At 71.7% G+C, this 24,339-nt stretch carries 21 protein-coding genes and 1 riboswitch; of the genes, 12 read left to right on the top strand and 9 right to left on the bottom strand.

Annotation, left to right across the window (positions count from 1 at the left end):
• Window positions 1–157 precede the first annotated feature (157 nt).
• From AB0230_RS14525 to AB0230_RS14515, 3 genes are all read right to left on the bottom strand, one after another.
• Window positions 158–1,507: a DUF222 domain-containing protein gene (locus tag AB0230_RS14525; RefSeq protein WP_366376479.1), complete on the bottom strand. Its 1,350-nt coding sequence runs from the start codon at window positions 1,505–1,507 to the stop codon at window positions 158–160.
• Window positions 1,508–1,776: 269 nt separating this feature from the next.
• Entirely contained in the window at window positions 1,777–2,133 is a 357-nt protein-coding gene (locus tag AB0230_RS14520; protein WP_366376477.1) for a GntR family transcriptional regulator, read from the bottom strand.
• Between the two features lie 3 nt (window positions 2,134–2,136).
• Window positions 2,137–3,750 carry a D-alanyl-D-alanine carboxypeptidase gene (locus tag AB0230_RS14515; protein ID WP_366376475.1) on the bottom strand — a complete coding sequence of 538 codons (1,614 nt, stop codon included), beginning with the start codon at window positions 3,748–3,750 and terminating at the stop codon, window positions 2,137–2,139.
• Between the two features lie 36 nt (window positions 3,751–3,786).
• Window positions 3,787–3,897, top strand: a riboswitch (TPP riboswitch).
• Here AB0230_RS14515 and AB0230_RS14510 point away from each other — a divergent pair.
• From AB0230_RS14510 to AB0230_RS14500, 3 genes are all read left to right on the top strand, one after another.
• On the top strand, window positions 3,890–4,528 hold the full coding sequence (locus AB0230_RS14510; RefSeq protein ID WP_315994349.1) for an ECF transporter S component: 639 nt from the start codon (window positions 3,890–3,892) through the stop codon (window positions 4,526–4,528). Its footprint overlaps the riboswitch before it by 8 nt.
• The gene (locus tag AB0230_RS14505; protein WP_366376473.1) at window positions 4,528–5,976 is read left to right on the top strand and encodes an ABC transporter ATP-binding protein; all 1,449 of its coding nucleotides are present in this window, start codon (window positions 4,528–4,530) and stop codon (window positions 5,974–5,976) included. The genes AB0230_RS14510 and AB0230_RS14505 overlap by 1 nt, the downstream gene beginning before the upstream one ends.
• The gene (locus tag AB0230_RS14500; RefSeq protein ID WP_366376471.1) at window positions 5,973–6,767 is read left to right on the top strand and encodes an energy-coupling factor transporter transmembrane component T; all 795 of its coding nucleotides are present in this window, start codon (window positions 5,973–5,975) and stop codon (window positions 6,765–6,767) included. The genes AB0230_RS14505 and AB0230_RS14500 overlap by 4 nt, the downstream gene beginning before the upstream one ends.
• A 98-nt stretch (window positions 6,768–6,865) precedes the next feature.
• Here AB0230_RS14500 and AB0230_RS14495 read toward each other — a convergent pair whose 3' ends face one another.
• Window positions 6,866–7,360 carry a GNAT family N-acetyltransferase gene (locus AB0230_RS14495; protein WP_363577048.1) on the bottom strand — a complete coding sequence of 165 codons (495 nt, stop codon included), beginning with the start codon at window positions 7,358–7,360 and terminating at the stop codon, window positions 6,866–6,868.
• A gap of 144 nt (window positions 7,361–7,504) precedes the next feature.
• Between AB0230_RS14495 and AB0230_RS14490 the strand changes: the two genes are divergently transcribed.
• From AB0230_RS14490 to AB0230_RS14475, 4 genes are read left to right on the top strand one after another with little or no spacing between them, the layout of a single operon-like run.
• Complete coding sequence (locus tag AB0230_RS14490) at window positions 7,505–8,473, top strand: hypothetical protein (RefSeq protein WP_366376468.1); 969 nt, start codon at window positions 7,505–7,507, stop codon at window positions 8,471–8,473.
• Between the two features lie 46 nt (window positions 8,474–8,519).
• A complete protein-coding gene (locus tag AB0230_RS14485; protein WP_315994354.1) occupies window positions 8,520–9,281 on the top strand; it encodes an SDR family NAD(P)-dependent oxidoreductase in 762 nt (253 codons plus the stop codon).
• Window positions 9,278–10,054 carry an enoyl-CoA hydratase/isomerase family protein gene (locus AB0230_RS14480; protein WP_366376466.1) on the top strand — a complete coding sequence of 259 codons (777 nt, stop codon included), beginning with the start codon at window positions 9,278–9,280 and terminating at the stop codon, window positions 10,052–10,054. Before AB0230_RS14485 ends, AB0230_RS14480 begins: the two co-directional genes overlap by 4 nt.
• A complete protein-coding gene (locus tag AB0230_RS14475) occupies window positions 10,051–10,881 on the top strand; it encodes an NAD(P)-dependent oxidoreductase (protein ID WP_366376464.1) in 831 nt (276 codons plus the stop codon). The genes AB0230_RS14480 and AB0230_RS14475 overlap by 4 nt, the downstream gene beginning before the upstream one ends.
• 84 nt (window positions 10,882–10,965) lie before the next feature.
• Here AB0230_RS14475 and AB0230_RS14470 read toward each other — a convergent pair whose 3' ends face one another.
• A complete protein-coding gene (locus tag AB0230_RS14470) occupies window positions 10,966–11,808 on the bottom strand; it encodes a Cof-type HAD-IIB family hydrolase (protein WP_363388901.1) in 843 nt (280 codons plus the stop codon).
• Window positions 11,809–12,115: 307 nt separating this feature from the next.
• Here AB0230_RS14470 and AB0230_RS14465 point away from each other — a divergent pair, with 307 nt between their 5' ends.
• From AB0230_RS14465 to rlmN, 5 genes are all read left to right on the top strand, one after another.
• A complete protein-coding gene (locus tag AB0230_RS14465; RefSeq protein WP_366376462.1) occupies window positions 12,116–14,017 on the top strand; it encodes a beta-glucoside-specific PTS transporter subunit IIABC in 1,902 nt (633 codons plus the stop codon).
• Window positions 14,004–15,455, top strand: a complete 1,452-nt coding sequence (locus AB0230_RS14460; RefSeq protein WP_363577040.1) for a family 1 glycosylhydrolase — start codon at window positions 14,004–14,006, stop codon at window positions 15,453–15,455. The genes AB0230_RS14465 and AB0230_RS14460 overlap by 14 nt, the downstream gene beginning before the upstream one ends.
• Window positions 15,456–15,496: 41 nt before the next feature.
• Window positions 15,497–16,327, top strand: coding sequence for a PRD domain-containing protein (locus AB0230_RS14455; protein WP_315994360.1), 831 nt, complete (start codon window positions 15,497–15,499; stop codon window positions 16,325–16,327).
• Between the two features lie 21 nt (window positions 16,328–16,348).
• Complete coding sequence (locus AB0230_RS14450) at window positions 16,349–16,615, top strand: HPr family phosphocarrier protein (RefSeq protein WP_315994361.1); 267 nt, start codon at window positions 16,349–16,351, stop codon at window positions 16,613–16,615.
• 237 nt (window positions 16,616–16,852) lie between these two features.
• Window positions 16,853–18,157: a 23S rRNA (adenine(2503)-C(2))-methyltransferase RlmN gene (gene rlmN / locus AB0230_RS14445; protein ID WP_366376459.1), complete on the top strand. Its 1,305-nt coding sequence runs from the start codon at window positions 16,853–16,855 to the stop codon at window positions 18,155–18,157.
• 22 nt (window positions 18,158–18,179) lie between these two features.
• Here the strand turns inward: rlmN and AB0230_RS14440 are convergent, their stop codons facing one another.
• Genes AB0230_RS14440 through AB0230_RS14425 form a run of 4 tightly spaced genes read right to left on the bottom strand, consistent with a single transcriptional unit; the run spans window position 18,180 to window position 24,171 of the window.
• A complete protein-coding gene (locus tag AB0230_RS14440) occupies window positions 18,180–19,802 on the bottom strand; it encodes a class F sortase (protein ID WP_366376457.1) in 1,623 nt (540 codons plus the stop codon).
• The gene (locus AB0230_RS14435) at window positions 19,799–20,683 is read right to left on the bottom strand and encodes a DUF4397 domain-containing protein (RefSeq protein WP_366376455.1); all 885 of its coding nucleotides are present in this window, start codon (window positions 20,681–20,683) and stop codon (window positions 19,799–19,801) included. The genes AB0230_RS14440 and AB0230_RS14435 overlap by 4 nt, the downstream gene beginning before the upstream one ends.
• Window positions 20,684–20,713: 30 nt before the next feature.
• Window positions 20,714–22,702 (bottom strand): glycosyltransferase family 39 protein, encoded by a 1,989-nt coding sequence (locus tag AB0230_RS14430; RefSeq protein ID WP_366376453.1) that lies wholly within the window; start codon window positions 22,700–22,702, stop codon window positions 20,714–20,716.
• On the bottom strand, window positions 22,699–24,171 hold the full coding sequence (locus AB0230_RS14425; protein WP_366376451.1) for a glycosyltransferase family 2 protein: 1,473 nt from the start codon (window positions 24,169–24,171) through the stop codon (window positions 22,699–22,701). The genes AB0230_RS14430 and AB0230_RS14425 overlap by 4 nt, the downstream gene beginning before the upstream one ends.
• Window positions 24,172–24,339: the final 168 nt, after the last annotated feature.

The raw sequence follows: 24,339 nt of genomic DNA, 5'->3' as shown, positions 1-24,339 counted from the left end.
GTGCGTGTGGGCGGCGGGGTGTGGTGCGTCGAGGTCGTGGCGTGCGTCTCCGTGCCGCGGCAGGGGATGAGCACGGCGTGGGGGGAGCAGCGATCAGGAGGCTCGCGGGCGCGTTCGTCGAACCGGCCGACGGTGGGACGGTTGCGGGAGGCGGCCGTCAGAACGGCGCGGGAGCCTCATCCGGATCGGGTGGCGCGAGGTCGTCGGGAAGGAAACGGACCGCGGGGGAATAGGGCAACGGTTCGTCGGTGTACGTACGGCCGGTCGGCGAGGTCCACTCGAGGACTCCGCCGGGGAGTTGTCGAACTTTCCAGCGCGTGAACTGTTTCTGCGTGTGATGGCGCTGGCACAGATGGGCGAGATTGGCGACGGCGGTGGGGCCGCCCAGAGCATGGTCGACGGTGTGGTCGACCTCGCAGCGGACGGCGGGCACGATGCAGCCGGGCCACCGGCAGTGCCGGTCACGCGCCCGGAGGTGGCGGTCGATCGCAGACGTGCGGTGATATGTGTCCGTGTGGAGCACGGCGCCGGTGACGGGGTGGGTGAGGACGCGGTCCCACGGGGTGGCTGTGGACTCCGCGAGCGTGCGGGCGGTGTGCGCGTCGACGGGTCCGTGCCCGACCAAGTGAGCAGGATCGGCGTTCTCGGTGCCGGGGTCGAGGATGCTGAGCGCGGGCACCACCACCTGCACGCGCGCGCGAATGGCGCCGAGGGTTCCCGGGCCGTCATCCCCGCGGGTGGGGTCGGCCTCGGGGGCCGCCGTGAGGAGGAGATCGGCGAGGATGTCGGCGCGCAGCTGCGCGGTGGTGCGCTCGTCGGCGGGAGCGGTCGGCACGGGGGCGGTACCCGCATCGCGATGATCGATGACGGCGCGGGCCTGCTGAGTCAGTCGGTCGTGGATGCCGACGGCGAGGACCGTGGGGAGGGTGGCGATGAGATCGGACATGCCGTCGTCCCCCGTGACGACGCGTACGCCGCGGGTCTCTCGCCCGCGCGCGTGACGTTCGGTGAGGGTCGTGGAGTGAAGCTGCTCTGCCAGCACGGCCAGGCGGGAGCGGAGTCGGCCGGGGCTGAGCCCGGGTGCACGTGCGACGGCGAGCCTGTCGAGCTCGCTGCGCGTGTCGGGCGGGATCTCGCCGCCGATGTCGGCGATGACGTGCGCGTGGGTGCGACGGAGGAGGCCCGCCTCCCATGCGGCGAGGGTCGCGGGATAGTCGTCGACCAGGGTCATCGCGCGGATGATCTGACGCTGGAGCGACCGATCGGAGAGGCTCTCGGCCGCGGCGAGTTCCGACGCGATCTCGCGCAGCGCCAACTCGGCCGCACGCGACGAGGCGCGCTGGCCGGCCATCACGTCGAGGGCGAGGTGCCCGGCTTCGGCGAGGGCACGGGTGCGGGCGACTTCGGCGGCCGCCAGGCTCTTTCCTGCTCGCACGACCTCGTCGAGCACCGCGGACAGGGGCCGCGCCGGCCCGTCCGAGGTCGAGGGGGAGGTCTCATCGTGCATGTGTGCATGCTACCGGGGACCTCCGACATTACCCCAGGTCAAGAGACTCTTCTGTGGATAGATCGCTCGAGCGATGGGTTGGGGAGGAGGGGTCGCTGCCCGGCTTCCTCGGCCGTCTACCGCATCGCAGCCTGGACGGACCGCCCACCGATCTCCCGACCGTGTCATCGCCGATCCTCACGCGTCCGGCGACGGCTCCGTCGCCCACCGAGCGCCGCCCGGATTCGCAACCGCCGACCACCCCATCGCCGCGCCGAAACCCGGCGCCCTCACCCCGCGCCGAGGGCCGCGCGCACCAGAGCCACCGCGTCCGTCGGCGAGACGCCCAGACTCCGGACCGTATCGGCGTACGTCTTCGCCGCCTGAGCGGCGCGCGTCGCCGCCGCGTCGCCGCCGCCGACGATCGTGCCGGCGCGACCGCGGGTCTCGACGTACCCGGCCTCCTCGAGCTCGCGGTACGCCCGGGCGACGGTGTTGGCGGCGAGGCCCAGCTCGGCGGCGAGGGTGCGGACCGGCGGCAGGCGCGTCCCCGCGACGAGGGAACCGTCATCGATCGCGGCGATCACCTGCGCCCGCACCTGCTCGTACGGCGGGGTGGGCGATTCGGCATCCACGGAGAACTGCATGGGTCAGTCGTTCACCCCGAACAGGTCGAGCGGATGGGTCAGACGCCACCACGGGCTCGGCGGCTCGATCTCCGCCGCGAGTCGCACGTCGACGGTGGACGCGTCGACCGGCCCGGTCGCCGTGAAGGCCCCGACCGTCTCGCCCTCGTCGCGTGCTTCGCCGAGATCGAAGCGCGTGGAGGTCTGCGCGCTGGCGCCGTTCCACAGCACCACGGTCGCGTCGTCGGCGGTGACCAGATCGATGTCGTCGCTCCAGAGCGTCTCGACCTTGCCGACGACGGTTCCCGCGGTCACGGACGGGCTCGGCTGCAGCTCCTCCTCGAGGCGCGTGAAGAGGTCGCGAGTGGCCTGGTTGCGCGTGTCGGGTCCGGGCTGGCCGAGCACCGCCGCGTAAGCCCGGACCGTCGTCCCGGCGACCGTGATGTCTTTCGCGGTCAGGAGGTTCCACGCATCGAGGGTGCCGGTCTTGACCCCCACCACGCCGGGATCGCCCAGGAGCGCATTGCCGTTCTTGAAGGTGCCCGCACCCGGCAGGGTCAACTCCGGGGTGCGCACGATCTCCGCGATCACGGGGTTGGCCAGGGCCCGTTCGGCGAGCGCGATGAGGGCCGCGGGCGTCGCGGTGTTCCCCGCTTCGATGCCCGTGGGGTTGACGATCGTGATGCCGTCGATGCCCCGCTCGGTGAGGTAGGTGTTCGCGGCGGCCGAGAACGCGGCATCCGTACCGAAGAGATCGGATGCCAGGCGCTGGGCGTAGTTGTTCGCCGAGGCGATCAGCATGCCCTGCAGCATCTGCAGCTGCGTGAGGCTTCCGTCGACGGGCACGTCGAGGGAGGATTCGCCGCGGGCGCGGTACTGCCAGTAGTCGGCGCTGTCGGCCTGGGTGAAGGCGTACGTCTTGCCCTGCTCGCCGGGTGCCAGGGGCAGGCGGTCGAGCACCACGAGCGCGGTGACCACCTTCGTGATGCTCGCGATCGACTCGGGCGCGCTCGCCGCCGACGACAGGGTGCCGGGCACGCCGTCGATCGCGATCGCCGCCTCTCCGTCGGCGGGCCACGCCGGTTGCGCCGCGGGCGCCGCCGCGGGCTCGACCGCGACCGCGCGGGTCGTGGGCTGCACGGCGTTCAGCGGCCACAGCAGGGTCGTGGCGACGTACGCGGCGAGCATGAGCACGAGCAGCACCGGGGGCACGACCGTGGCGGGCCGGAGTCGTCGGCGACGCGCGCCGGAGAGCAGGTCGGCCTGTCGACTCGTCGCGCCCGACACGACGAAGGTCGGCGACGGACGCGGCGCCGACGCCTCGCCCGGATCGACCCACGACAGGGCTCCGAGCAGGACGGGGGCGTCGGCGGACGTCGGAGCAGCAGCCGTCGGCGCAGGGGCGGGCATGGTCGTCGGCGCGTCCGGCGCCGGGGCGACTCCCGGGACTGCCGGCGCCGGGTCGGCTCCCGGAACGGACGGCGCCGGTGCGGGTTCCGAGGCGGTCGCGGCGTCGGCGCTCGCCGGAGCGTCCGTGACGTCGGCGCCCGCCGGGCTCTCGGCATCCGTCGGGCTCTCGAGCGACGACTCGGCCGGGTCGCGCTGCGCGCGCCTCGCGGCCGGGGTCTGCTCGTGCACCCGCCCACGCTACCCCGGCCGCCTGTCTATACTCTTCAGCACAACCACGGGAGTCCGGTGAGCCGGGCTGAGAGGAAGCGAATCCACGCTTCGACCGTCGAACCTGATCCGGATCATGCCGGCGCAGGGAGGAGATCACATGCACACGTCCACGTCTGCCCGCACGGCCCCCGCTTCAGCCGCGTTCGCCGGGAACCGCTTCCGCTGGCGCGTCGTCGACATCGTCGTCGCCGCCGTCCTGGGCGTCGCGATCGGCCTCGTCTTCTGGGGTTGGAACACCGTCGGCGGGATCTGGTTCGGAGCCATGGATGCCGTGACCCCCGGCCTCGGCGGGATCGCCGTGGGCATCTGGCTCCTCGGCGGCGTCGTCGGTGGCCTCATCATCCGCAAGCCCGGTGCCGCGCTGCTCGTCGAGCTGATCGCGGCGATCGTCTCGGCCCTCATCGGCAACGTCTGGGGCATCACCACGATCTTCTCGGGTCTCGCGCAGGGCCTCGGCGCGGAGCTGATCTTCCTCGCCTTCCTCTACCTGCGCTTCACGCTCCCGGTCGCGATGCTCGCCGGCGCCGGCGCGGGGATCGGCGCGTGGGTGCTGGAGCTGTTCCTGACGCCGAACATCGTCAAGTCGCTCGAGTTCAACCTCATCTACCTCGGCACGCTCGTGGTCTCGGGCGCCGTGCTGGCGGGCGTGGTGGGCTGGTTCCTCGTGCGCGCGCTCGCCGCCACGGGCGCCCTGAGCCGATTCGCCGCGGGGCGGGAAGCACGCCGCGACGTCTGATGGCGCATCCCGCACGCGTCGACGTCGAGGGGTGGGGCTGGCGCTACGCCGGTCGCCGGCTGCCCGCGACGCGCGGGGTCGACCTGCGCATCGAACCGGGGGAGCGGGTGCTGCTGCTCGGTGCCTCGGGCGCCGGCAAGTCGACCCTCCTCGCCGGCCTCGCGGGGCTCCTCGGCGGCAGCGACGAGGGTGAGGCGACCGGTCGCATCGTCGTCGACGGACAGGCGCCCGAGGCCCAGCGCGGCCGCATCGGCCTCGTTTTGCAGGACCCCGAGTCGGGCATCGTCCTGTCGAGGGTCGGTGACGACGTCGCCTTCGGCTGCGAGAACCTGGGTGTGCCCGCGGCCGAGATCCGGGCGCGGGTCGCCGAGGCCGTGGCATCCGTCGGGCTCGCCGTTCCCCTCGACCGCCCGACCAAGGCGCTCTCGGGCGGGCAGAAGCAGCGTCTCGCCCTGGCCGGCGTGCTCGCGATGCGCCCGGGGCTGCTGCTGCTCGACGAGCCCACGGCCAACCTCGATCCGGTGGGCGTCGCCGGGGTGCGCACCGCCGTCGAGCGGGTGGTCGAGAGCGAGGGGACGACCCTCGTGCTCATCGAGCACCGCACCGCCGTGTGGGCGGACCTCATGACGCGCGTGGTGGTGCTCGCCCCGGGCGGCGGCGTGCTGGCCGACGGTCCGCCCGACCGCGTCTTCGCCGAGCACGGCGATGCCCTCGCCGCCGCGGGGGTGTGGGTACCGGGGCGCCCGGTCGACCTCCCCGTCCTGCCGCCGGTCGATCGGAGGGATGCCGTGCTCTCGGCCCGCGGACTGTCGGTCGGGCGCGAGAGGCGCGCCGTCGTGGCATCCGGGCTCGAGGTCGGGATCCCCGCCGGCGCGGGCACCGTGGTCACGGGACCGAACGGCGTCGGGAAATCGACGCTCGCGCTCACCCTCGCGGGACTGCTGCCGGAACTCGCCGGGGAAGTGATCGCGGCGCCCTCGCTCTCCGTACGCGGGATCTCCCGGCCGTCCCGGTGGCGGTCCACCGAGCTGCTGACGCGCATCGGCACGGTCTTCCAGGAACCGGAGCACCAGTTCCTCGCCTCGACCCTGCGCGACGAGCTCGCCGTCGCCCCGCGGGCTCTCAAGCGGTCGGCGGCCGAGGTCGATGCGATCGTCGACGAACTGCTCGAGCGGTTGGATCTGGCATCCCTCGCCCTGGCGAACCCCTTCACGCTGTCAGGCGGACAGAAGCGGCGCCTGTCGGTGGCGACCGTGCTCGCGGCGTCTCCCGAGGTCATCGTGCTCGACGAGCCGACGTTCGGCCAGGACCGCCGGGGGTGGACCGAGCTCGTCGCGCTGCTGCAGCGGGAGATCTCGCGGGGACGCACGGTCGTCGCCGTCACCCACGACGCCGACGTGGTGCGCCACCTCGGTCAGCATCGGATCGTCCTGGGGGATGCCGCATGAGCCGCGCCGCGGAGACGGTGCCGGTGCGGGAGCGGTCCGCGTGGCTCGACGGGGTGAACCCGGTCGCCAAGGTGCTCGTCGCGCTGGTGCTGGCCGTGCCGCTGCTGGTCACCCTCGACGCGGTGAGCGCGAGTACCGCCCTCGTGCTCGAACTGCTGTGCGTACCGCTGACCGGACTGTCGTACGCGGTGGTGCTCCGGCGGCTCGTGCCCGTGCTGGTGTTCGCGCCCGTCGCGGCGATCAGCATGCTCCTCTACGCCCGACCCGGGGGGACCGTCTACGGCACCTTCCTCTTCGCCACGGTGAGCGACGGGTCGATCGCCCTCAGCGTCGCGGTGCTGCTGCGCGTGATCGTGCTGGCGCTGCCGATGATCCTGCTCTTCGCCCGTACCGACCCCACGGAACTCGCCGATGCGCTCGCGCAGGTGGCGAAACTGCCGAGTCGCTTCGTGCTCGGCGTGCTCGCGGGAGCGCGCACGGTGGGGCTGTTCGTCGACGACTGGCGAACGATGGCCCTCGCCCGTCGCGCGCGCGGCGTGGGCGACCGCGGCGCGCTGCGGCGGTTCTTCTCGATGGCCTTCGTGCTGCTGGTGTTCGCGGTGCGCCGCGGAACGAAGCTCGCCACGGCGATGGAGGCCCGGGGATTCGGCGCCGACGTCGAGCGCACGTGGGCGCGGCCCTCGACCCTCTCGGCTCGGGATGCCGTCGCCGTCGGTTCAGCGGCGCTGCTCGTCGCTGTGGCGCTTGGGGTGGCGGTGGCGACGGGGGCGTTCCGTGTGGTGGGGACGTAACGACCCTGCCCCGTCGAGTGTCCAGGAAACGCCGTGCCCCGCGGAGTCGAGGCGGCGTGTCGTGGACACTCGACGCGCGCGGGCGGACGGTCTGCGGGTCAGAACACGTACTCGAAGCACAGCGAGCGCGGCATCGTCTCGATGTAGGGCTCGTACACCGGGATGGGGGTGAAGCCCGACGCGGCGTACATGCGCAGCGACTCGGGTTGCATCCTGCCGCTCTGCAGGATCACGCGGGACGCGCCGCCGCGGCGGGCGAGGTCGACGACCTGGGCGGTCAGTGCTCTCCCGACGCCGCGCCGACGGGCGGTGTCGCGCACGATCAGGCGCTTGAGTTCCCACTCGTCGCCGAGGCGCCGCAGCATCACGTGGCCGATCGGGCTGTCGTCGGCGTCGATCGCGAGCAGTGTCGCAACGATCTGCTCGCGATGCACGGCCAGCGCGGCGGTCCGCTTCGCGGCGAACTCGGGGGTGTCGTCGGCGTCGGCCTCGCGGTACCGCTCGTCGAGATCGTCGTCGAGGATGCCACGCAGGTACACGGCACGAGGGTCGTCGACGTCGACGGACTCGAGGTGGAAGGCGGGGGCGTTCACTCGTCGAGCCTAGCTTCGCGCTCGTCGCGGATGGACGCGCCGTGGCCGCGAGGCGACCCCGATGGCGGGCCGCCGCACCCGCCCGGCGCGTCGCGGACGCCGTCGATGCGGCGAGGCAGAATGAGGAGGGGGGAGGTGCGCAACGTGGAGCTCGCGCTGGGATTGGTGGCGGTGAGCGCGGCCGTCGCGACGGTCGTGTTCTTCGTCGCGATGCCGCGCATCGGAACCCCGGGCCGCACCACGCTCTTCCTGCGCTTCGCCGCCGTCGCCGGAGTGTGCGCCGTCGGATCGAGCGCGATGTACTTCATCTACACGGCGGGCGGTGGCATCCTGAGCCTCGTCCTGGGGGACGTGGCGATGGTGCTCGCGCCGTCGCTCCTGCTCGTCGCGGTGAGCGTCCTCGACGGCCGCAGCGCCCGGCGCACCTCGGCGGCCGTCGTCGCCCTGGCGCTGCTCGTGGCGATCATCACCGCGATCGTGTCGCTGCCCGGATCGCTCGCCGTCAAGGCCCTCGCGCTCGCACTCGCGTGTGGGGCCTGCGCCATCGCCGCGTTCCGTGCCGACATCGACCCGCTCGCGCCGGTGCGACTCATCGCCGTGACGACGGCGGTGTTCGCCGTCTACTGCGTCGTCCGGGTCGTCGTCGGAGCTGTCGCGGGATGGGACTCGCGCATCTACCTCGTGGGCTTCTCCTACGCCCCGGCGACGGTGCTGGGCGCCGCGGCGGTGGTTCTGTGCGGGGCGGCCGTCATCCGCCTGCGTTTCGGTGCACACGCACACGAGAAGGAGGTCGAGTGCCCCAACGGCTCGCTCGTCGTCGTCGGAGACTGGGAGCTGGCCGTCGCGGCGTACGGCGCGGATCGCGTGCACGAACTCGTCGGTCAACTCCGACAGGCGGCTCGCGGCCTCGACCCTCGAGCGCTCGAGGTTCCGCGCGGCGTGGAGCTGACGATCCCCGACCCGCTGTCGACGGTCAGCACCTGCCTGAAGAGCGACTACGGCTGGAAGGCCGAAGACGTGATCCTGCTCGTCGACGGCACCTCGACCGCGGCGATCCGGACGCAGACCGGCACCGTCCAGCGCCGGCGGTGGTGGGGGCTCAGGCGATCCTGAGTCTCGGCTAGGGTGGGACCCGGTTTCAGCTTTCGAAGGAGAACGCATGGATGTCTCAGGAGCCTCCGCCCTCGTCACCGGCGGTGCCTCGGGCTTGGGTCTCGCCACCGCGCGACGCCTCGCAGGTGCCGGCGCGCACGTCACCATCGTCGACCTGCCCTCGTCGTCCGGCGCCGAGATCGCGGACGAGCTGGAAGGCGCCTTCGCCGCGGCCGATGTCACCGACCCGGAACAGATCGCCGCGGCCGCAGCCCGGGCGGCCGAGGCCGGCCCGCTCCGCGTGGTCGTGAACTGCGCCGGGATCGCCCCTCCCGCGAAGGTGCTCGACCGCGACGGAGCGCCCTCGTCGCTCGCCGACTTCGAGCGCGTCATCCGCGTCAACCTCCTCGGCACCTACAACGTCATCGCGCAGGCCTCCGCCGTCATGGCGAAGACCGATCCGACCGAGGGGGGTGACCGGGGCGTCATCGTCAGCACCGCGAGCGTCGCCGCGTTCGACGGCCAGATCGGCCAGCCGGCGTACTCGGCGAGCAAGGGCGGCGTGCACGCGATGACGTTGCCGATCGCCCGGGAGCTCGCGCGCCACGGCATCCGGGTGTGCACCATCGCGCCGGGCATCATGGAGACCCCGATGTTGAAGGGGCTGCCGCAGGCCGCGCAGGATTCGCTCGGTCAGCAGGTGCCCTACCCCTCGCGCCTCGGCGCCCCCGACGAGTACGCGCGACTCGTCCTCGCGATCGTCGACAACGGCTACCTCAACGGCGAGACGATCCGCCTCGACGGCGCGATCCGGATGGCGCCGAAATGACCGACGGCATCCTGCTCCACGTCGAGGGCGGGCTCGCCCGGGTCACCTTCGACCGCCCCGCCTCGCTGAACGCGATGGACTTCCCCATGGCCCGCCGCTGGCGCGAGGTCGCGCACGAGGTCACCTCCGACGCGTCGGTCGGGGCGGTGATCCTGGATGCCAACGGCCCCGCGTTCTGCGCCGGCGGCGACGTGGTCGCGATGTCGACGAGCGGATCCTCCGGCGCCGAGGTGACCGAGACCGCCCGGGCCATCCACGACGGCATCCGCACCTTCGCCGAGGCGCCGCTGCCGATGGTCGCGGCCGTGCAGGGCGCCGTCGCGGGCGGCGGCCTCGGCCTCATGCTGACGGCCGATTACGTCGTCGCGAGCGAGAACGCGCGCTTCGTCAGCCGCTACGCCAACATCGGCCTCACCCCCGACCTCGGCGTCTCCACGCTCCTGCCCGCGGCGATCGGGCAGCGCCGCGCGCTGCAGCTGCTGCTGCAGGATCGGATGCTGGATGCCGCGCAGGCTCAGGACTGGGGCCTCGTCGCCGAGGTCGTGGCATCCGCCGACCTCGCGTCGCGGGTCGAGCGGATCGCCCGCTTCTGGCTCGACGGCGCGACCGCCGCCTTCGGGCAGGCGACGCGTCTCGTGCGAGTGGGTGCGGCGCGGACGTTCGCCGAGAACCTCGACGACGAAGCCGCCACGATCGGCGCGGCCTTCGACACCCCCGAGGCGCGGGCGCGGGTCGCCGCGTTCGCCGCCGCCTCCGCGAAAGGACGCTCGTGACACTCTCCGGCAAGACCATCTTGATGTCGGGCGGCAGCCGCGGCATCGGCCTCGCGATCGCGCTGCGCGCGGCCCGCGACGGAGCGAACATCGCGATGCTCGCCAAGACCGACACCCCGCACCCGAAGCTCGAGGGGACCGTGCACACCGCCGCCGAGGCGATCCGCGCGGCGGGCGGTCGCGCGCTGCCCATCGTCGGCGACGTGCGGGACGAGGCATCCATCACCGAAGCCGTGATACGCACGGTGGGGGAGTTCGGCGGCATCGACATCGTCGTCAACAACGCCAGCGTGATCGACCTCTCGGGCTCGCTCGAGCTCGCGACGAAGAAGTACGACCTCATGCAGGACGTCAACGTGCGCGGCACCTTCCTGCTCTCGCGCGCGGTGATCCCGCAGCTGAAGCAGGCCGAGAACCCGCATATCCTTTCGCTGTCGCCGCCCCTGAACGTCTCGGCGAAGTGGCTGGGCGCGCACACGGGGTACAGCCTCGCGAAGTTCGGCATGACGATGGCGACGCTGGGCCTCGCCTCCGAGTTCGCCGGCGACGGGATCGCCGCGAACACCCTCTGGCCGCGCACGACGATCGCGACCGCCGCCGTGCAGAACGTCATCGGCGGGGACCGTCTCATGCGCGTGTCGAGGACACCCGAGATCTACGCGGATGCCGCGTACGAGGTGTTGACCGCGCCGGCGCGCGAGCGGAGCGGGCAGACGCTCATCGTCGAGGACGTGCTTCTCGCCGCCGGGGTCACCGACTTCTCCGGCTACGCCGCGGTGCCGGGGACGCCGGATGAGGCGATGTACCCGGACATCTTCTTGGACTGACGCGGAGTCTGGTCCCTCCGACGGGCTCGGGGACCGGGGCTGCGGAGCCGATCCCCGCGACGGGCTCGGGGACCCGCGCGGGCCTCAGATCAGGCCGAGCTCAGCGAACGCGTTATGGACCCCGTCGTCGAGCACGGCGGTGGTGACGCGACCCGCGAGGCGCTGCAGCTCCGGCACCGCGTTGCCCATCGCGACCGGCGTGCCGACGACCTCGAACATCTCGACGTCGTTCCAGCTGTCGCCGATTCCGATGGCATCCGCGGCCGACAGGCCCAGCTGGGCGAGGACGGACGTGATCGCGGAGCCCTTGGTCACCCCGGCCTGCCCGATCTCGCCGTTCGACCCGCCAGGCAGGGGAATCGACCCCGGGATGACGTGGAACCCGTCGCCGAGCGCCGCGGCAGCGTGGGCGACGGTGTCGGTCGAGGGGCTGACGAACACGGCCTTCGCGACCGCGTCACGGTCGACGTCCGACACGGGGCGCGGTTCGCGCCACAGCGGCTGCTCGGCCGGCAGGCCCTGGGCCTCGAGCTCGGCGGCGCGCTGCGCGTGACGCTCTCGTCGGTATTCCGTCATGACCGGCCCCATGCCGTCGCTGGCATACACGCCGCCGTGGGTCTGGAGGAAGTAGTGGATGCCGTGGGCCTCGAAGTAGCGTTCGAGGGCCTCGACGTCGTTCCGCGGCATCGGGCGTTCCACGATGAGCTCATCGTCGCGCATCGCGTAGGCGCCCCCGTTCGTGATGGCTCCGTCGAAGCCGATCGCGAGCACGTCGGGATGGATGTCGCCCGCCGACCGCCCGGTCGAGAGCCACACGAGGTGGCCGTTCTCGCGCGCGCGGCGGATCGCCGTCGCGGTCGAGGGGGCGATCACGGAGCCGTGCTCGAGGATCGTGCCGTCGACGTCGAGGAAGGCGATGCGGGTCATGTGCGCTCCAGGGAGGATCGACTGCGGGCCGTGCGGCCCGGGCCGATCCGGTCGGGGGAAGGGATGCGTGGGGGTCGCCACCGCGGGGCGCTGCCGTGGTCACCGTATCGCGATCCGTCCCGGGGGAGCGCCGGGTGGTCCGGCATCCACCGCTTATCGTGTACAGTCGCCGGTGGACATGTGACTGGTCATGCAGGCAGGATCCGAACGCAGTGCGAGAGCACCGCCTTCGGGTCCTTTTTTGTTGCCCGGGCGGCATCGGAGTCGATGCCGCGACGCGTGTCCTTCGAACCAAGGAAGGACTTCGATGACCACCCAGGACAGCTCCCGCGCGATCCTCGAGCACGTCGGGGGAGCGGCCAACGTCGCGGCGCTCCACCACTGCTCGACCCGTCTGCGGTTCACCCTCGCCGACGAGAGCCGCGCCGACGAGGCCGCGCTCAAAGCCACTCCCGGCGTCATCGGCGTCGTCACCGGCACGCAGACCCAGGTCATCGTGGGCTCGGGCGTCGCGGACTACTTCCGCGAGATCGAGAAGCTCCGCAGCGGCGGCACCGGCACCCGGGCGGGTGCGCGGGTCGAGGCCGCGAAGCCGAAACCGACGCTCAAGCGCGCCGGGGCGGTGACGATGGACTTCGTCGTCGGCGTGTTCACCCCGATCATCCCCGCCGTCGCGGGTGCGGGCATCTTCAAGTCGTTCCTCATCCTCGCGGTGGCCCTCGGCTGGCTGCAGACGACTGATCAGACCTATCAGGTGCTCACCGCGATCCCCGACGCGGTCTTCTTCTTCCTGCCGCTGCTCGTCACCTACACCGCGGCGAAGAAACTCGACACGAACATCCCGCTCGCCCTGGGCATCGTGGGTCTGCTCGTCTTCCCGACGTTCGCCGGCCTGCTGACGCAGGAGGGCGGTGTGGCCCTCTTCGGACTGACCGTCCCCGCCATCGCCTACAACGCTCAGGTCTTCCCGCCGATCCTCGCCGTGCTGCTGCTGGCGGTGGTCGAGCGTCTCGCGCGCCGCATCAGCCCGAGCGTCATCAGCACGTTCCTCGTCCCGCTGATCTGCTTCATCGTCGTCGCCCCCGCCACGATCTTCCTGCTCGGCCCGCTCGGCTTCTTCCTCGGAACGCTGCTGACGGGTGCGATGCTCTGGCTCTACGGCACGCTCGGCTGGATCGCCGTGGCTCTGATGGCCGCAGCCCTGCCGTTCATCGTCTCGGTGGGCATGCACAAGGCCTTCATCCCGCCGACGGTGGCCACCATGGCATCCGCGGGTCGGGAGAGCTTCTACCTCGTCGCCTCCCTCGCGCACAACCTCGCCGAGGCCGGATCGAGCCTCGCGATCGCCGTGCGCACGAAGAACAAGACGCTGCGGGGAACCGCGATCTCCTCGGGGATCTCGGCCTTCTTCGGCATCACGGAGCCTGCCCTGTACGGCGTCACCCTGCAGAACCGTCGCGCGATCGTCTCGGTCGTCATCGGCGCGTTCGTCGGCGGCGCGTACCTCGGCATCGCCGCGATCTCGGCCTTCGCGCTGGTCAGCCCGGGAGCCGCGTCCATCTCGATGTTCATCGACATGGCCGACCCGTGGAACCTGCTGCACGCCGTCATCGGCGCCCTCGTCGCGATGGTGACCTCCTTCATCGTCTCGCTGGTGATCTGGAAGGACTCCGATTCCGCCACCGTGCGCCTGCTCGAGCAGCAGTCCGGCGCGTCCGTTCCCGCCCCCGACGCCGCAGGCGGGGTGGTCGCACCGATGACCGGCGAGATCGTCGCGCTCGGTGCCGTCGACGACCCGGTGTTCTCGGGCGGCATCCTCGGACCCGGGATCGCCATCCGTCCCACGGACGGCGAGGTGCGCGCCCCCATCAGCGGCGTCGTGTCGAGCCTCCTTCCCTCGCGCCACGCCCTCGGCATCCTCGGCGACGACGGCCTCGAGGTGCTCGTGCACGTGGGCCTGGACACCGTGCGACTCGAGGGTGCGCCCTTCATCGCCCACGTCGAGCAGGGCGACCGGGTCGAGGCGGGCCAGCGCGTGCTCACCGCCGACCTCGCCGCGATCGAAGCGGCCGGACTCGACATCACGACGCCCGTCGTCGTGCTCAACGGCGACGCGTACGACGTCGCCCCCCTCGCCACCGGACGGGTCGCCGCGGGCGACGCGCTGCTGGCCATCGACGCGAAGGAGACCGCGAATGGGATTGCCTGACGGATTCCTCTGGGGCGGCGCCCTCGCCGCCAACCAGGCCGAAGGGGCCTGGAACGAAGGGGGCCGCGGCCCCGCCGTGTCGGACGTGGCGAAGTACCGCCCGAACGTCGACCCGCGCGAGTACGCCGTGCACCACCAGCACACCCTCGCCAGCATCGCCGCGGCCATGGCGGACGACGACATCTCGTTCTATCCGAAGCGACGCGGTATCGACTTCTACCACCGCTACCGCGAGGATCTGGCGTTGTTCGCCGAGATGGGGTTCTCGGTGCTGCGCGTCTCGATCGCGTGGTCGCGGTTGTACCCCACCGGTGAGGAGCAGGAGCCGAACGAGGAGGGCATCGCCTTCTACCTCGATCTCTTCACGGAGATGCGCCGTCTCGGCATCCGACCGCTGGTGACGCTGTCGCACTACGACCCGCCCCTCGCCCTCGCGCTGAAGAACAACGCCTGGGTGGACCGCGGCACGATCGCGCTGTTCGAGCGGTTCTCGCGCACCTGCTTCGAGCGGTTCGGCCACCTCGTCGACCTGTGGCTGTCGTTCAACGAGATCGACGGGATCATCCGCCACCCCTTCACCTCGGGCGGCATCATCGACGAGACCGTCGAGGGCTCGCTGGAGCAGGCCTGCTACACCGCGCTGCACCACCAGTTCGTGGCGTCGGCATCGGTGACGAGGATCCTCCACGAGCTGTGGCCGGAGTCGGAGATGGGCTGCATGCTCACCATGCTCACCACCTACCCGAACACCTGCCACCCCGACGATGTCGCCGCCACCCAGGCCAAGGAGCGCCTGCTCTACCTGTGCACCGACGTGCAGGCCGGCGGCGCCTACCCGCGCCTGGCGCTGAAGGCCCTGGAGGCGAAGGGCATCGTCATCCCGTTCGAAGAGGGCGATGTCGAGCTGCTGCGCGCGCACCCCGTCGACTACATCTCCTTCTCCTACTACATGACCCTCACCGAGTCGGTGCGACCGGATGCCGAGCGCACCCCGGGCAACACCGTGCTCGGTGTGAAGAACCCGTTCCTGGAGTCCAGCGAGTGGGGCTGGCAGATCGACCCGGTCGGGCTGCGCATCTCGCTCATCGACCTCTACGACCGCTACGGCAAGCCGCTGTTCATCGTCGAGAACGGCCTGGGCATGCGCGACGAGCTCACCGACGACGGCCGGATCCACGATCCGTACCGCATCGACTACTTCCGCTCCCACTTCGCCGAGATGATCCGCGCCGTGGACGAGGGCGTCGACCTGCGGGGGTACGCGAGCTGGGCGCCGATCGACATCATCAGCGCATCGTCGTCGCAGATATCCAAGAGGTACGGTTTCATCCACGTCGACCAGGACGACCTCGGAAACGGCACCGGCGAACGACGTCGCAAGGACTCGTTCTTCTGGTACCGCAAGGTCATCGCCTCGAACGGGGCCGACCTGGCGTGATCGCCACCGCGGCGCATCCGCCGGGGTCGACGGAGACACCCATGCAGATCATCAAGAAGGTGCTGAACTCCAGCGTCGTGCTCGTCGAGGACGAGCGCGGCGTGGAGCGCGTGCTGCTCGGCAAGGGCATCGGCTTCGGTGCCAAGCCGGGCGCCACGGTCGCGCCCGAGGACACCGACCGCGTGTTCGTCGCGCTCGACGACACCGACCAGCGCAACCTCGTCGAGCTGCTGGCCCAGATCCCGGGGGAGTTCGTCGAACTGACCCGTTCGATCGTGATGGATGCCGAGGACGGTGGCATCCAGCTCGATCCGCACATCTATCTGACGCTCACCGATCACCTGCACTTCGCGGTGGAACGGCTGCGTCGGGGGCTGCGTGTCACGAACCGGCTCGCCTGGGAGGTGCGCACCGTCTATCCCGCGGAGTACGAGGTCGGCCTGCGCGCCCTCGCGCTGCTGCGCGAGCGCACGGGGGCGGCCCTCCCCGACGAGGAGGCGGCCAACATCGCGTTCCACCTCGTCAACTCCGAGGTGGGTCGTCCGGCCGTCGATTCGATGCGGGTGGTCGGCCTCATCTCCGACATCACCACGATCGTCACGCACTCCGGGGGAGTGGCCCTGGATGCCGACGACCTGCACACGCGCCGATTCCTCACGCACCTGCAGTTCTTCGCCGAGCGCCTGTTCTCCGACAGGCTCGCGGCGCAGGACGACGACCTGCTGTTCGCGACCATGACGGCCAAGCACCCGCGCGCGGTCGCCACGGCCGAGCGCGTCCGCGCGTTCGTGCTCCGCGAGCATCAGGTCGCGATCTCCGACGAAGAGGTCGGCTATCTCGCCCTCCACATCGCTCGCGCACAGTCGAGCTGAACACCCGAAAGGTCCCTCCCCATGGCACAGCGCACCGCCGTCTTCGGCTCCCCGTCCGGCCTGCATTCCCGCCCGGCCGCCACCTTCGCCCGTGCGGCCGCGGCATCGAAGCACACGGTGACCCTCGCCGCCGGCGACACCTCCGTCGACGCCCGCAGCATCCTCGCGCTGCTGCAGCTGGGTGTGAAGACGGGCGACGAGGTGGCCCTCGAGGTCGACGGGCCCGAGGCCGATCGCGTCGCCGACGAACTCCGGGCGCTGCTCGAGCGGGATCTCGACGCCGCCTGACCCTGACGGCGCGAGGGGTCGGTCGGGAGTCTCCCCCCGACTCCGGTGATCGGCCCCTCGCGCTCTTCTTTTCCGTCCGCCGCTCGAGCGACGCAGACGTACGTCCACCGGGGTCGCCCCCGGGGCTGACCGGGGTCGGCGCCCGGCATCCGTCGCGTGGCAGGGAACCGGTGTTCGCGCCGGTGTCCGGCTCCGCGCCCAGCCGCGTCGCAGCCGCGCCCCGGTACCCTGGAAACCATGACCGATCAGCCCCCCGTGCGCACAACCACGCCGCCGGTGCGCCCCGCGGGGGCGCCGGCCGACACCGGCATCCGCGAGACCCGTCCGAAGACCGGACGCCAGGTGCGCCCCGCGACCGAAGGATGGCAGCAGGCGAAGGACGACACCGGCCGGCCGCTCCTGCAATTCGCGAGCCCCAAGCGCGGCAAGCCGCCGGTGCACCTCGCCGACCTGACCGCCGACGAGCGCGTCGCCAAGGTGAAGGAGCTCGGCCTGCCCGGCTTCCGGGCGAAGCAGCTCGAGAAGCACTACTTCACGCACTACACGTCCGACCCGGCCGCGATGACCGACCTGCCGGCATCCGGTCGCGAGGAACTCGTGGCGGGCATGCTGCCTCCGCTGCTCACCGAGGTGCGCCGGCTCGAGACGGACCGCGGCGACACCATCAAGTTCCTGTGGAAGCTGCACGACGGCGCCCTCGTGGAATCCGTGCTCATGCGCTACCCCGGTCGCATCACGCTGTGCGTGTCGAGCCAGGCCGGCTGCGGCATGAACTGCCCGTTCTGCGCCACCGGTCAGGCGGGGCTGACCCGCAACATGTCGGCCGCCGAGATCATCGAGCAGATCGTGCGCGCCAACGCGCTCATCGCCGCCGGCGGCCTGGGCGGCAAGAAGAGCTCCGACCACTCGCTCGACCGCGTCTCGAACATCGTGTTCATGGGCATGGGTGAGCCGCTCGCGAACTACGCGCGGGTCATGCAGGCCGTGCGCGTGATGGTCGACAAGGAGCACGGGCTCGGCATGAGCGCGCGCGGCATCACGGTGTCGACCGTGGGCCTGGTCCCGGCGATCAAGAAGCTCGCCGACGAGGACATCCCGGTCACCTTCGCCCTCTCGCTGCACGCGCCCGACGACGGCCTGCGCGACGAGCTCATCCCGGTGAACTCGCGCTGGAAGGTCGACGAGGCCCTGGATGCCGCCCGCGCCTACTTCGACAGGACCGGGCGCCGCGTGTCGATCGAGTACGCCCTGATCAAAGACATGAACGATCACGCCTGGCGCGCCGACCTTCTGGCCGACAAGCTCAACGCCCGCGGTCGGGGATGGGTGCACGTCAACCCGATCCCGCTGAACCCGACTCCGGGGTCGATCTGGACGGCATCCGAGGTGCCCGTGCAGAACGAGTTCGTGCGTCGTCTGAACGACGCCGGCATCCCGACGACCCTGCGCGACACCCGCGGCAAGGAGATCGACGGGGCGTGCGGTCAGCTCGTCGCGACCGAAGAAGACGAAGCCGTCGCCGAGGCGATGCCGGTCGGCTGAGCCGCGGTGCGGGGAGCGCTCGTCAGGCGGCGACGGCCGTCACGACGAGATTGTCGACATAGTGCCCGCTGGCCGGATCCCACGCCCCGGCGCACGTGACGAGCCGCAACTGCGGCGTCGGTGTGGGGGCGTAGATGGACTCGGTCGGGAAGCTGTCCTTCTCCACGGTCTGCAGGCCGGTGACGACGAAATTCGCCGTCGAACCGTCCGCGCGCTCGACCGCCACGGTGTCCCCCGGGGCGAGTCGGGGGAGGTCGATGAACACTGCCGGCCCGGTCGGGGAGTCGACGTGGCCCGCGATCACCGCCGGGCCCACCTCGCCCGGCAGCACGCCCTTCTCGTACCAGCCGACCGCGTCGTAGTCCGCGGGCGCTTGGATCCACCCGTCCTCGCCGCGGTCGAGGCCGACGAGGTCGCTGCTGACCCCGATGGAGGGGATGGAGATGTGCACCGGCGGCGCTGTGTTGGCCGACGAGGGAGCGACGGGGTCCTGGAACCCCGCCGCGGCACCGACTCCCGGCGCGGTCGTGCTCTGCGCGGCCGCACCGCCGGCGTCGTCGGTGAGTGCCGGGCAGCCGCCCAGCACGTCACCCGAGAGCATGGCCGTGGTCAGGGCGTTCCACGCGGACCCGTAGTAGGTGGGGGTGGATGCCGCGGTGTCGGTCATACGCTCCAGGTCGGCGCGAGCGTCATCCGACCGTCCGTCCGCCGCCGCCGCGGCGGCCCGGGCGGCGTAGGCGACGGGGTGCTGATCGGTGGTGCGCGGCCCCGCGCCGGAGTCGAGCTCGGCGGGGAGGGCCTCGTCCTCCGGCAGGGCGGAGGAGACGCGTGCGGCCAGGGCGCGATCGGCGGGGTCGCAGGACTCGGCGAAACGGATCGCCGTGCGCGCCGCGTCGTAGCCGTACCCCGGTTCGCCGCCGCCTCCGGCGGAGCCGGCGATCGCCACGGATCCGTCCGCGGCGACGGTGGCCCAGTCGGTGGGCAGGGCGTTGGCGTCCAGTAGCGCGGCGGTCGCGGCGCGACTGCCCTCGGCCAGCTCCGCCCACCGGGGATCGCCCGACGCCTGTTCGAGGACCGCGTATGCCGCCGGCGACGCGTACGACGGGTTGTAAGCGTGCGGGGAGGCCGTGGCCCACGGACCCGGGAGCAGGATGCGTCCGAGCGAGGTCTCGGCCGTCATCTCGTCGAGCACCGCCGCGCCCAGCGCCACGCCCTGCTCGCGCAGGTCGTCGCGGCCGAAGGCGTCGCCGGCGAGGACGAGGGCCCGCGCGGCGTCCAGATCGGCATCCGAGGCGGGTTGCTCGTCGACGACGCCGCCGTCCTTCCATTGCCACGAGAGGAGGAGGTCGTCGCGTCGAAGGTTCGCGGTGGTCCAGTCCCAGATGCGGTCGAAGCGCGCCGGATCACCCGCGGCCACCGCCAGGAGCATGCCGTAGGCCTGTCCCTCGCTCACCGTGTCACCGCCCTGGTCGGTGCGGACGACCCGCCCGTCCTCGACATAGGCGTCGAGGAACGCCGTCGCCGAGGCGACGGTCGCATCCTCCGCGGAGGTGTCGGGTTCGGCGGGAACGCCGCACGCGGTCACCGTCACGACGACGGCGGCCGCGAGGGCAGCGCCGGCCAGGGCGCGGCGCGCGATGCTCACGCGACCGCCCGCACCCGGCGACGGGCCAGGAGGCCGGCCACGGCGACCAGACCGAGCACGCCGGCGACGCCCGCCACCGCACCGAGGGGCGTGGCCGAGGAGGGCGCGGTGCCGCCACCGCCGGTGTGGATGCCACCGACGGGCATGTCGGCGAGCGTCGCCGAGTCGGTGATGGCCTGCGCCGTCAGCGACCCCGTGGCGTCGTCGAGCACGAACACCGTCGACACGGAACCCGCGGGCAGGTCCACGGCCGAGGTGGCGGCCTCGTCGGCACCGGTGAGGGCGAGGTCCCACGAACCCGCGGGAACGGCGGCGTAATCGGTCGCGGCGCCGGCCGGCACGTCGCGCGCGATGACGCGTCCTTCGGCGGTGTCGACGTCGACGCTGGATTCGACCGTGGAGGCCTGCACCACGCGGACGCGTGCCTGGCCCTCCGCGGGCGCGGAGAGGTCGTCGTCGAAGACGGTGGTCTTCAGATCGGCGTTGCGGCCGTAGGCGGCTACGGTGAGGGGCTCGCCCTCGGCGATGTCGATCGACTGCTGCACGACGGGCTGGGTGCCGTCGGCCGCGTCGGAGGGGACCATCGACACGACGTAGGTGCCGTCGGCGAGGGGGATGTAGGGACTGACCGCGCCGTAGGCGACGTCGTCGAGTTCGTACACGACGGCGCCACCGGCGAGCGCGGTCAGCTGGACGTCGACGGACTTCGTGTCGGGCGAGAGGTGGGCCACGCGAGCCCATCCTCCCGGGGCGGAGTCGGCCGCGTGGGCTGCGGGGGCGACGGCTGCGGCGAGACCGGCGGCGACGAGGGCGGCCGTGGCTCCCGCGGCGATCCGCGTGACGCGGCGGCGGGGCGAGGTCGGTGAGGCGAAGCGGAACATGATGGTCCTTTCGTGGGGGGGAGAAGGGGATCAGTCGGCGGGGCGGGGGAGGAGGTCGACGGGCTCGTCGGGCGAGAAGGTGATGACGACGCCCGCGTCGCCGCGTTCGACCGACACGGGGCGGAGGGGGCCGGTGAGAGATTCGTAGAAGCGCAGCAGGGCGTCGGCTCCGGCGGCATCCGCCCGAGCGTCCTGTCCGGCGTAGGAACTGACGATGAGTTGCCGATGCACGCCGGAGGGGTCGCCCTCGAGCTGCGTGATGTCGGCCACATCGACGCGCCCCGAGGCCGAGAGCTGGCCGAGGGTGAGCAGGATGCGACCGTCGACCACACCCGAGGTGAGCAGGTCCTGCTGCTCCGCGGGGACGCCGACGTCGGGATTCTTCAGCACCTGCTGGCCGGCGACCGACCGTGCGGCGTACAGACCGTCGTCGGCGGCCTGGGCCAGGGCGGCCTGGTCGGAGTCGACCAGGCGCACCTCGACCTTCTGGGCACCCTCGCCGAACGAGGCGACGACCGCGCTGTTCTCGATCGCCTGGCGCACGGTCGGGAATTCGGTGGGGAAGGTGCGCATCGAGTCGGTGGTGATGACGTAGTCGTAGTCGCGCCACCCGTCCGGGGCGAGCTCCTGCACGTCGGAGTCGGTGTCGGCCTTGTAGTACCAGACGACGTTCTCGCGCTCGAAGCCGGCGCGCACGAGGTCGACCCACATCGCATCGTCGACGAGCATGCGCGAGTCGGCGGGGGCGTTCTGGGTCATCCAGGACTCCGCGTCCCGGAGCGGTCGGTCGAGGTCGGCGAGCAGGAACCCGCGCAACTGCGCCGCCCATAGGGGACCCGCGGCGATGACGGCGACGACCAGCCCGGATGCCACGGCGACACCCCCGAGGCGGCGGAGGACGCCGTGCGCGCGGAGCGCCTCCACCGCGAGCTGTCCCATTCCCGCCACGACGATCGTGGCGAACGGCAGCAGCATGATCACGTAGGGGACGGGGAGGTACCCGCCGCGGAACATGAACGCCGTCAGGGCGAGCAGGGTGACGGCCCACGGGCGCAGGCGCCGGACGAGCAGGGCGGCGACCGCGGCGGCGAGGGCGGTCACGATGAGCACGGCGTCGAGCTGCCACCACAGCCCCACGGTGCGTGCCATGAGGCTCTCGGGATCGAACAGCGAGCCGCTCCCCTCGCGCGACGCGAGCTGGAAGGCGAGGCCGTCCCACAGGCTCACGCGACCCGCTGCGGGCATGACCTCGCCCTTGACCGCGGCGAGGGCGACGTAGGTCAGTCCGATCAACCCCAGGACGGCGGCAGCGACCGACAGCGTGTACCGCCGCGTCGTGCGGTCCGCTCCACGCCACATGAACCACGCGACGAGCGGCAGGGCAAGAAGGTAGGTCTCCTTGGTCAGCACGGCGACGCCGAAGGCCGCGGCCGCGCCGATGTAGCCGGCGAGCTGGGCGCGTCGGCTCATGGCGAGCAGCAGGGCGGCGAGCAGCCACGCCGTCGCGATGTTGTCGAGGTACACCTGGCGGTGGAACTGCACAGCGAGCGGCGACAGCAGGAAGAGGGCGACCGCCACCGAGGCCGTGAGGCGTGCGAAGCCGATGCGCCGCACGAGGAACCACAGCAGCACCGCCGCGATCGCGCTGGCGACGAGCATCGCCTCGCGAGCGGCGATCACGGCCACGTCGTATCGGTTCCATGCGTCGGTGAGACCGGCCCACGCGGCGATCTGGATCCAGCCGAGCGGAGGATGGTCGTACCAGTAGGTGTAGTGCGTGAGCTCGCCCAGATTGCCGATGCTCCACGCCTGCGCGGCGTAGGTCCCCTCGTCGTCGATGCGCTGGGGCGAGCCGCCGAGGTTCGCGCCGTTGACGAGGAGGCCGAGGAGCAGGGGCGGCAGCAGCCACAGGGCGTCGCCGAGGCGCGCCCGCCAGGCCGGGACGCGTCGGCGGGCGTCGGGGACGGACCGGTCGTTGCGCAAGGGCGCCGCCGGGGAACGGTCGAGTGTCGCGGTCATCGGGTCGCCTCCGCAGCTGAGACGAGCTCGCGCTCGCCGGGTTCGGGGGTGGCGCCCTCGCGGTGGGCGCCGGTGTGCTCGGTCTTCTCCCAGCTGCCGTCACCGCGCAGCTGCCGCACGACGGAACGCACGGCGGCCGCGGCGAGGAACACCTGGTAGGGCACGAGTCCGAGGACGAGGCGCACGTAGTCGCGCACGCGCACCTTCTTGCCGTACACGCGACCGAACTCCGTGAGCCCCGCGGCCTCCGCCACGAGGGTGATGACGGTGGGCACCAGCGGGAGGAAGGTGATGAGCGCCACGGGTGTGGGGACTTTGACCAGCAGGATGAACGCGACGGAGATCGGGATGAGCAGTCCCGTCGCCGCCTGCAGGAACGGCATGTTCAGCAGGTACCGGGCGTACATGCGCTGCTTGAGCGTGGGGAGTGCCTTCCACTCGCCCTTGCCGAGCACCTGCAGGAAACCCTGGTTCCACCGGGTGCGCTGCTTGTACAGCGACTTCAGCGTCGGCGGGGTCTCCTCGCGGGTGACGTACTCCGGGTTGTAGGCGACGACGACCTTGGCGCCGTCGCTCGACAGGCGCACGCCCAGTTCGCAGTCCTCGGCCAAGCACTGGTCGTCCCAGCCGTGCGACCATTCGAGCCGGTCGCGAGTGACGAACACGGTGTTCCCGCCGAGGGGGATGAATTTCGAGCGCGCATGGAAGTGCAGGCGCGAGCGGAACCAGAAGTAGTACTCCAGGACATTGCGCAGCGACCACCAGCTGGTCTCGAAGTTCATCAGCTGCACGCCGCCCTGCACGACATCGGCGCCGGTCTCCTGGAACTTCGAGTCGACGACAGTCAGGAGCCCGGGGTGCACCTCGTCCTCGGCGTCGAACACGCCCACGACGTCACCCGTGGCGATCTGCAGGGCACGATTGAGCGCTTTCGGTTTGTTCTTGGGCACGCTGTCGTCGACGACGACCTTGATGAGCGCGGGATGCCGAGCGGCGGCCTGGCGCACGACCAGTTCCGTGCCGGGGTCGTCATGACCGACGATCGCGATGATCTCGAAGTCGGGGTGGTCCTGCTGGGCGAGCCGGTCGAGCGTCTGCCCCATCACCTCCTCCTCGTGGCGACCCGGGACCAGGAGGGTGAACCGGTGCCGCGCGGGGCGGGGTGTGGAGCTGAACTGCGTGGCCCGCAGGTCGTCGGCGGAACGCCACGCGTGCAGCATCCACCACAACGTCGTCGTGGCGACGATCGTCAGGGCGAGCGCGAGGACGATGATGCCGCCGTAGCCGAGCCACTCGCCCACCGACCAGTCGGGCAGGAAGCCACCCGTCACGGTGGTTCCGGGCTGGGCGGGAAGCGGGATGTCGGTGCTCCCCGTGGACCCCTGCCCGGGGGCCGGCGCGACGGGAGTCAGGAGCGGTTCGGGGGTGGGCTCGGCGGCGGTGATCGGGTGCACGTGCGGGAACGACAAAAGTCAACCTCCAGCGTCCACGTGGACGGTTCGAGGGCGGTAAGGGGACGTGCGGCGACCGGGGGCGAATCTCCCCGCACGAGTGGTCATCCGAGGCGGGAAGGGGGGATGGTTTGGAGGAGTCAGGGTTCTCCCAGCCTGCTCTGCGGTGTTTCCCTGCCCTGCCCA

Origin of the sequence: Microbacterium sp. NPDC089190 (assembly GCF_040701795.1) — a bacterium.
GTDB classification, from domain to species: Bacteria; Actinomycetota; Actinomycetes; order Actinomycetales; family Microbacteriaceae; genus Microbacterium; species Microbacterium galbum.
Note: the sequence above shows the minus strand (reverse complement) of the source record. Positions and strands in the feature narration are given on the sequence as shown.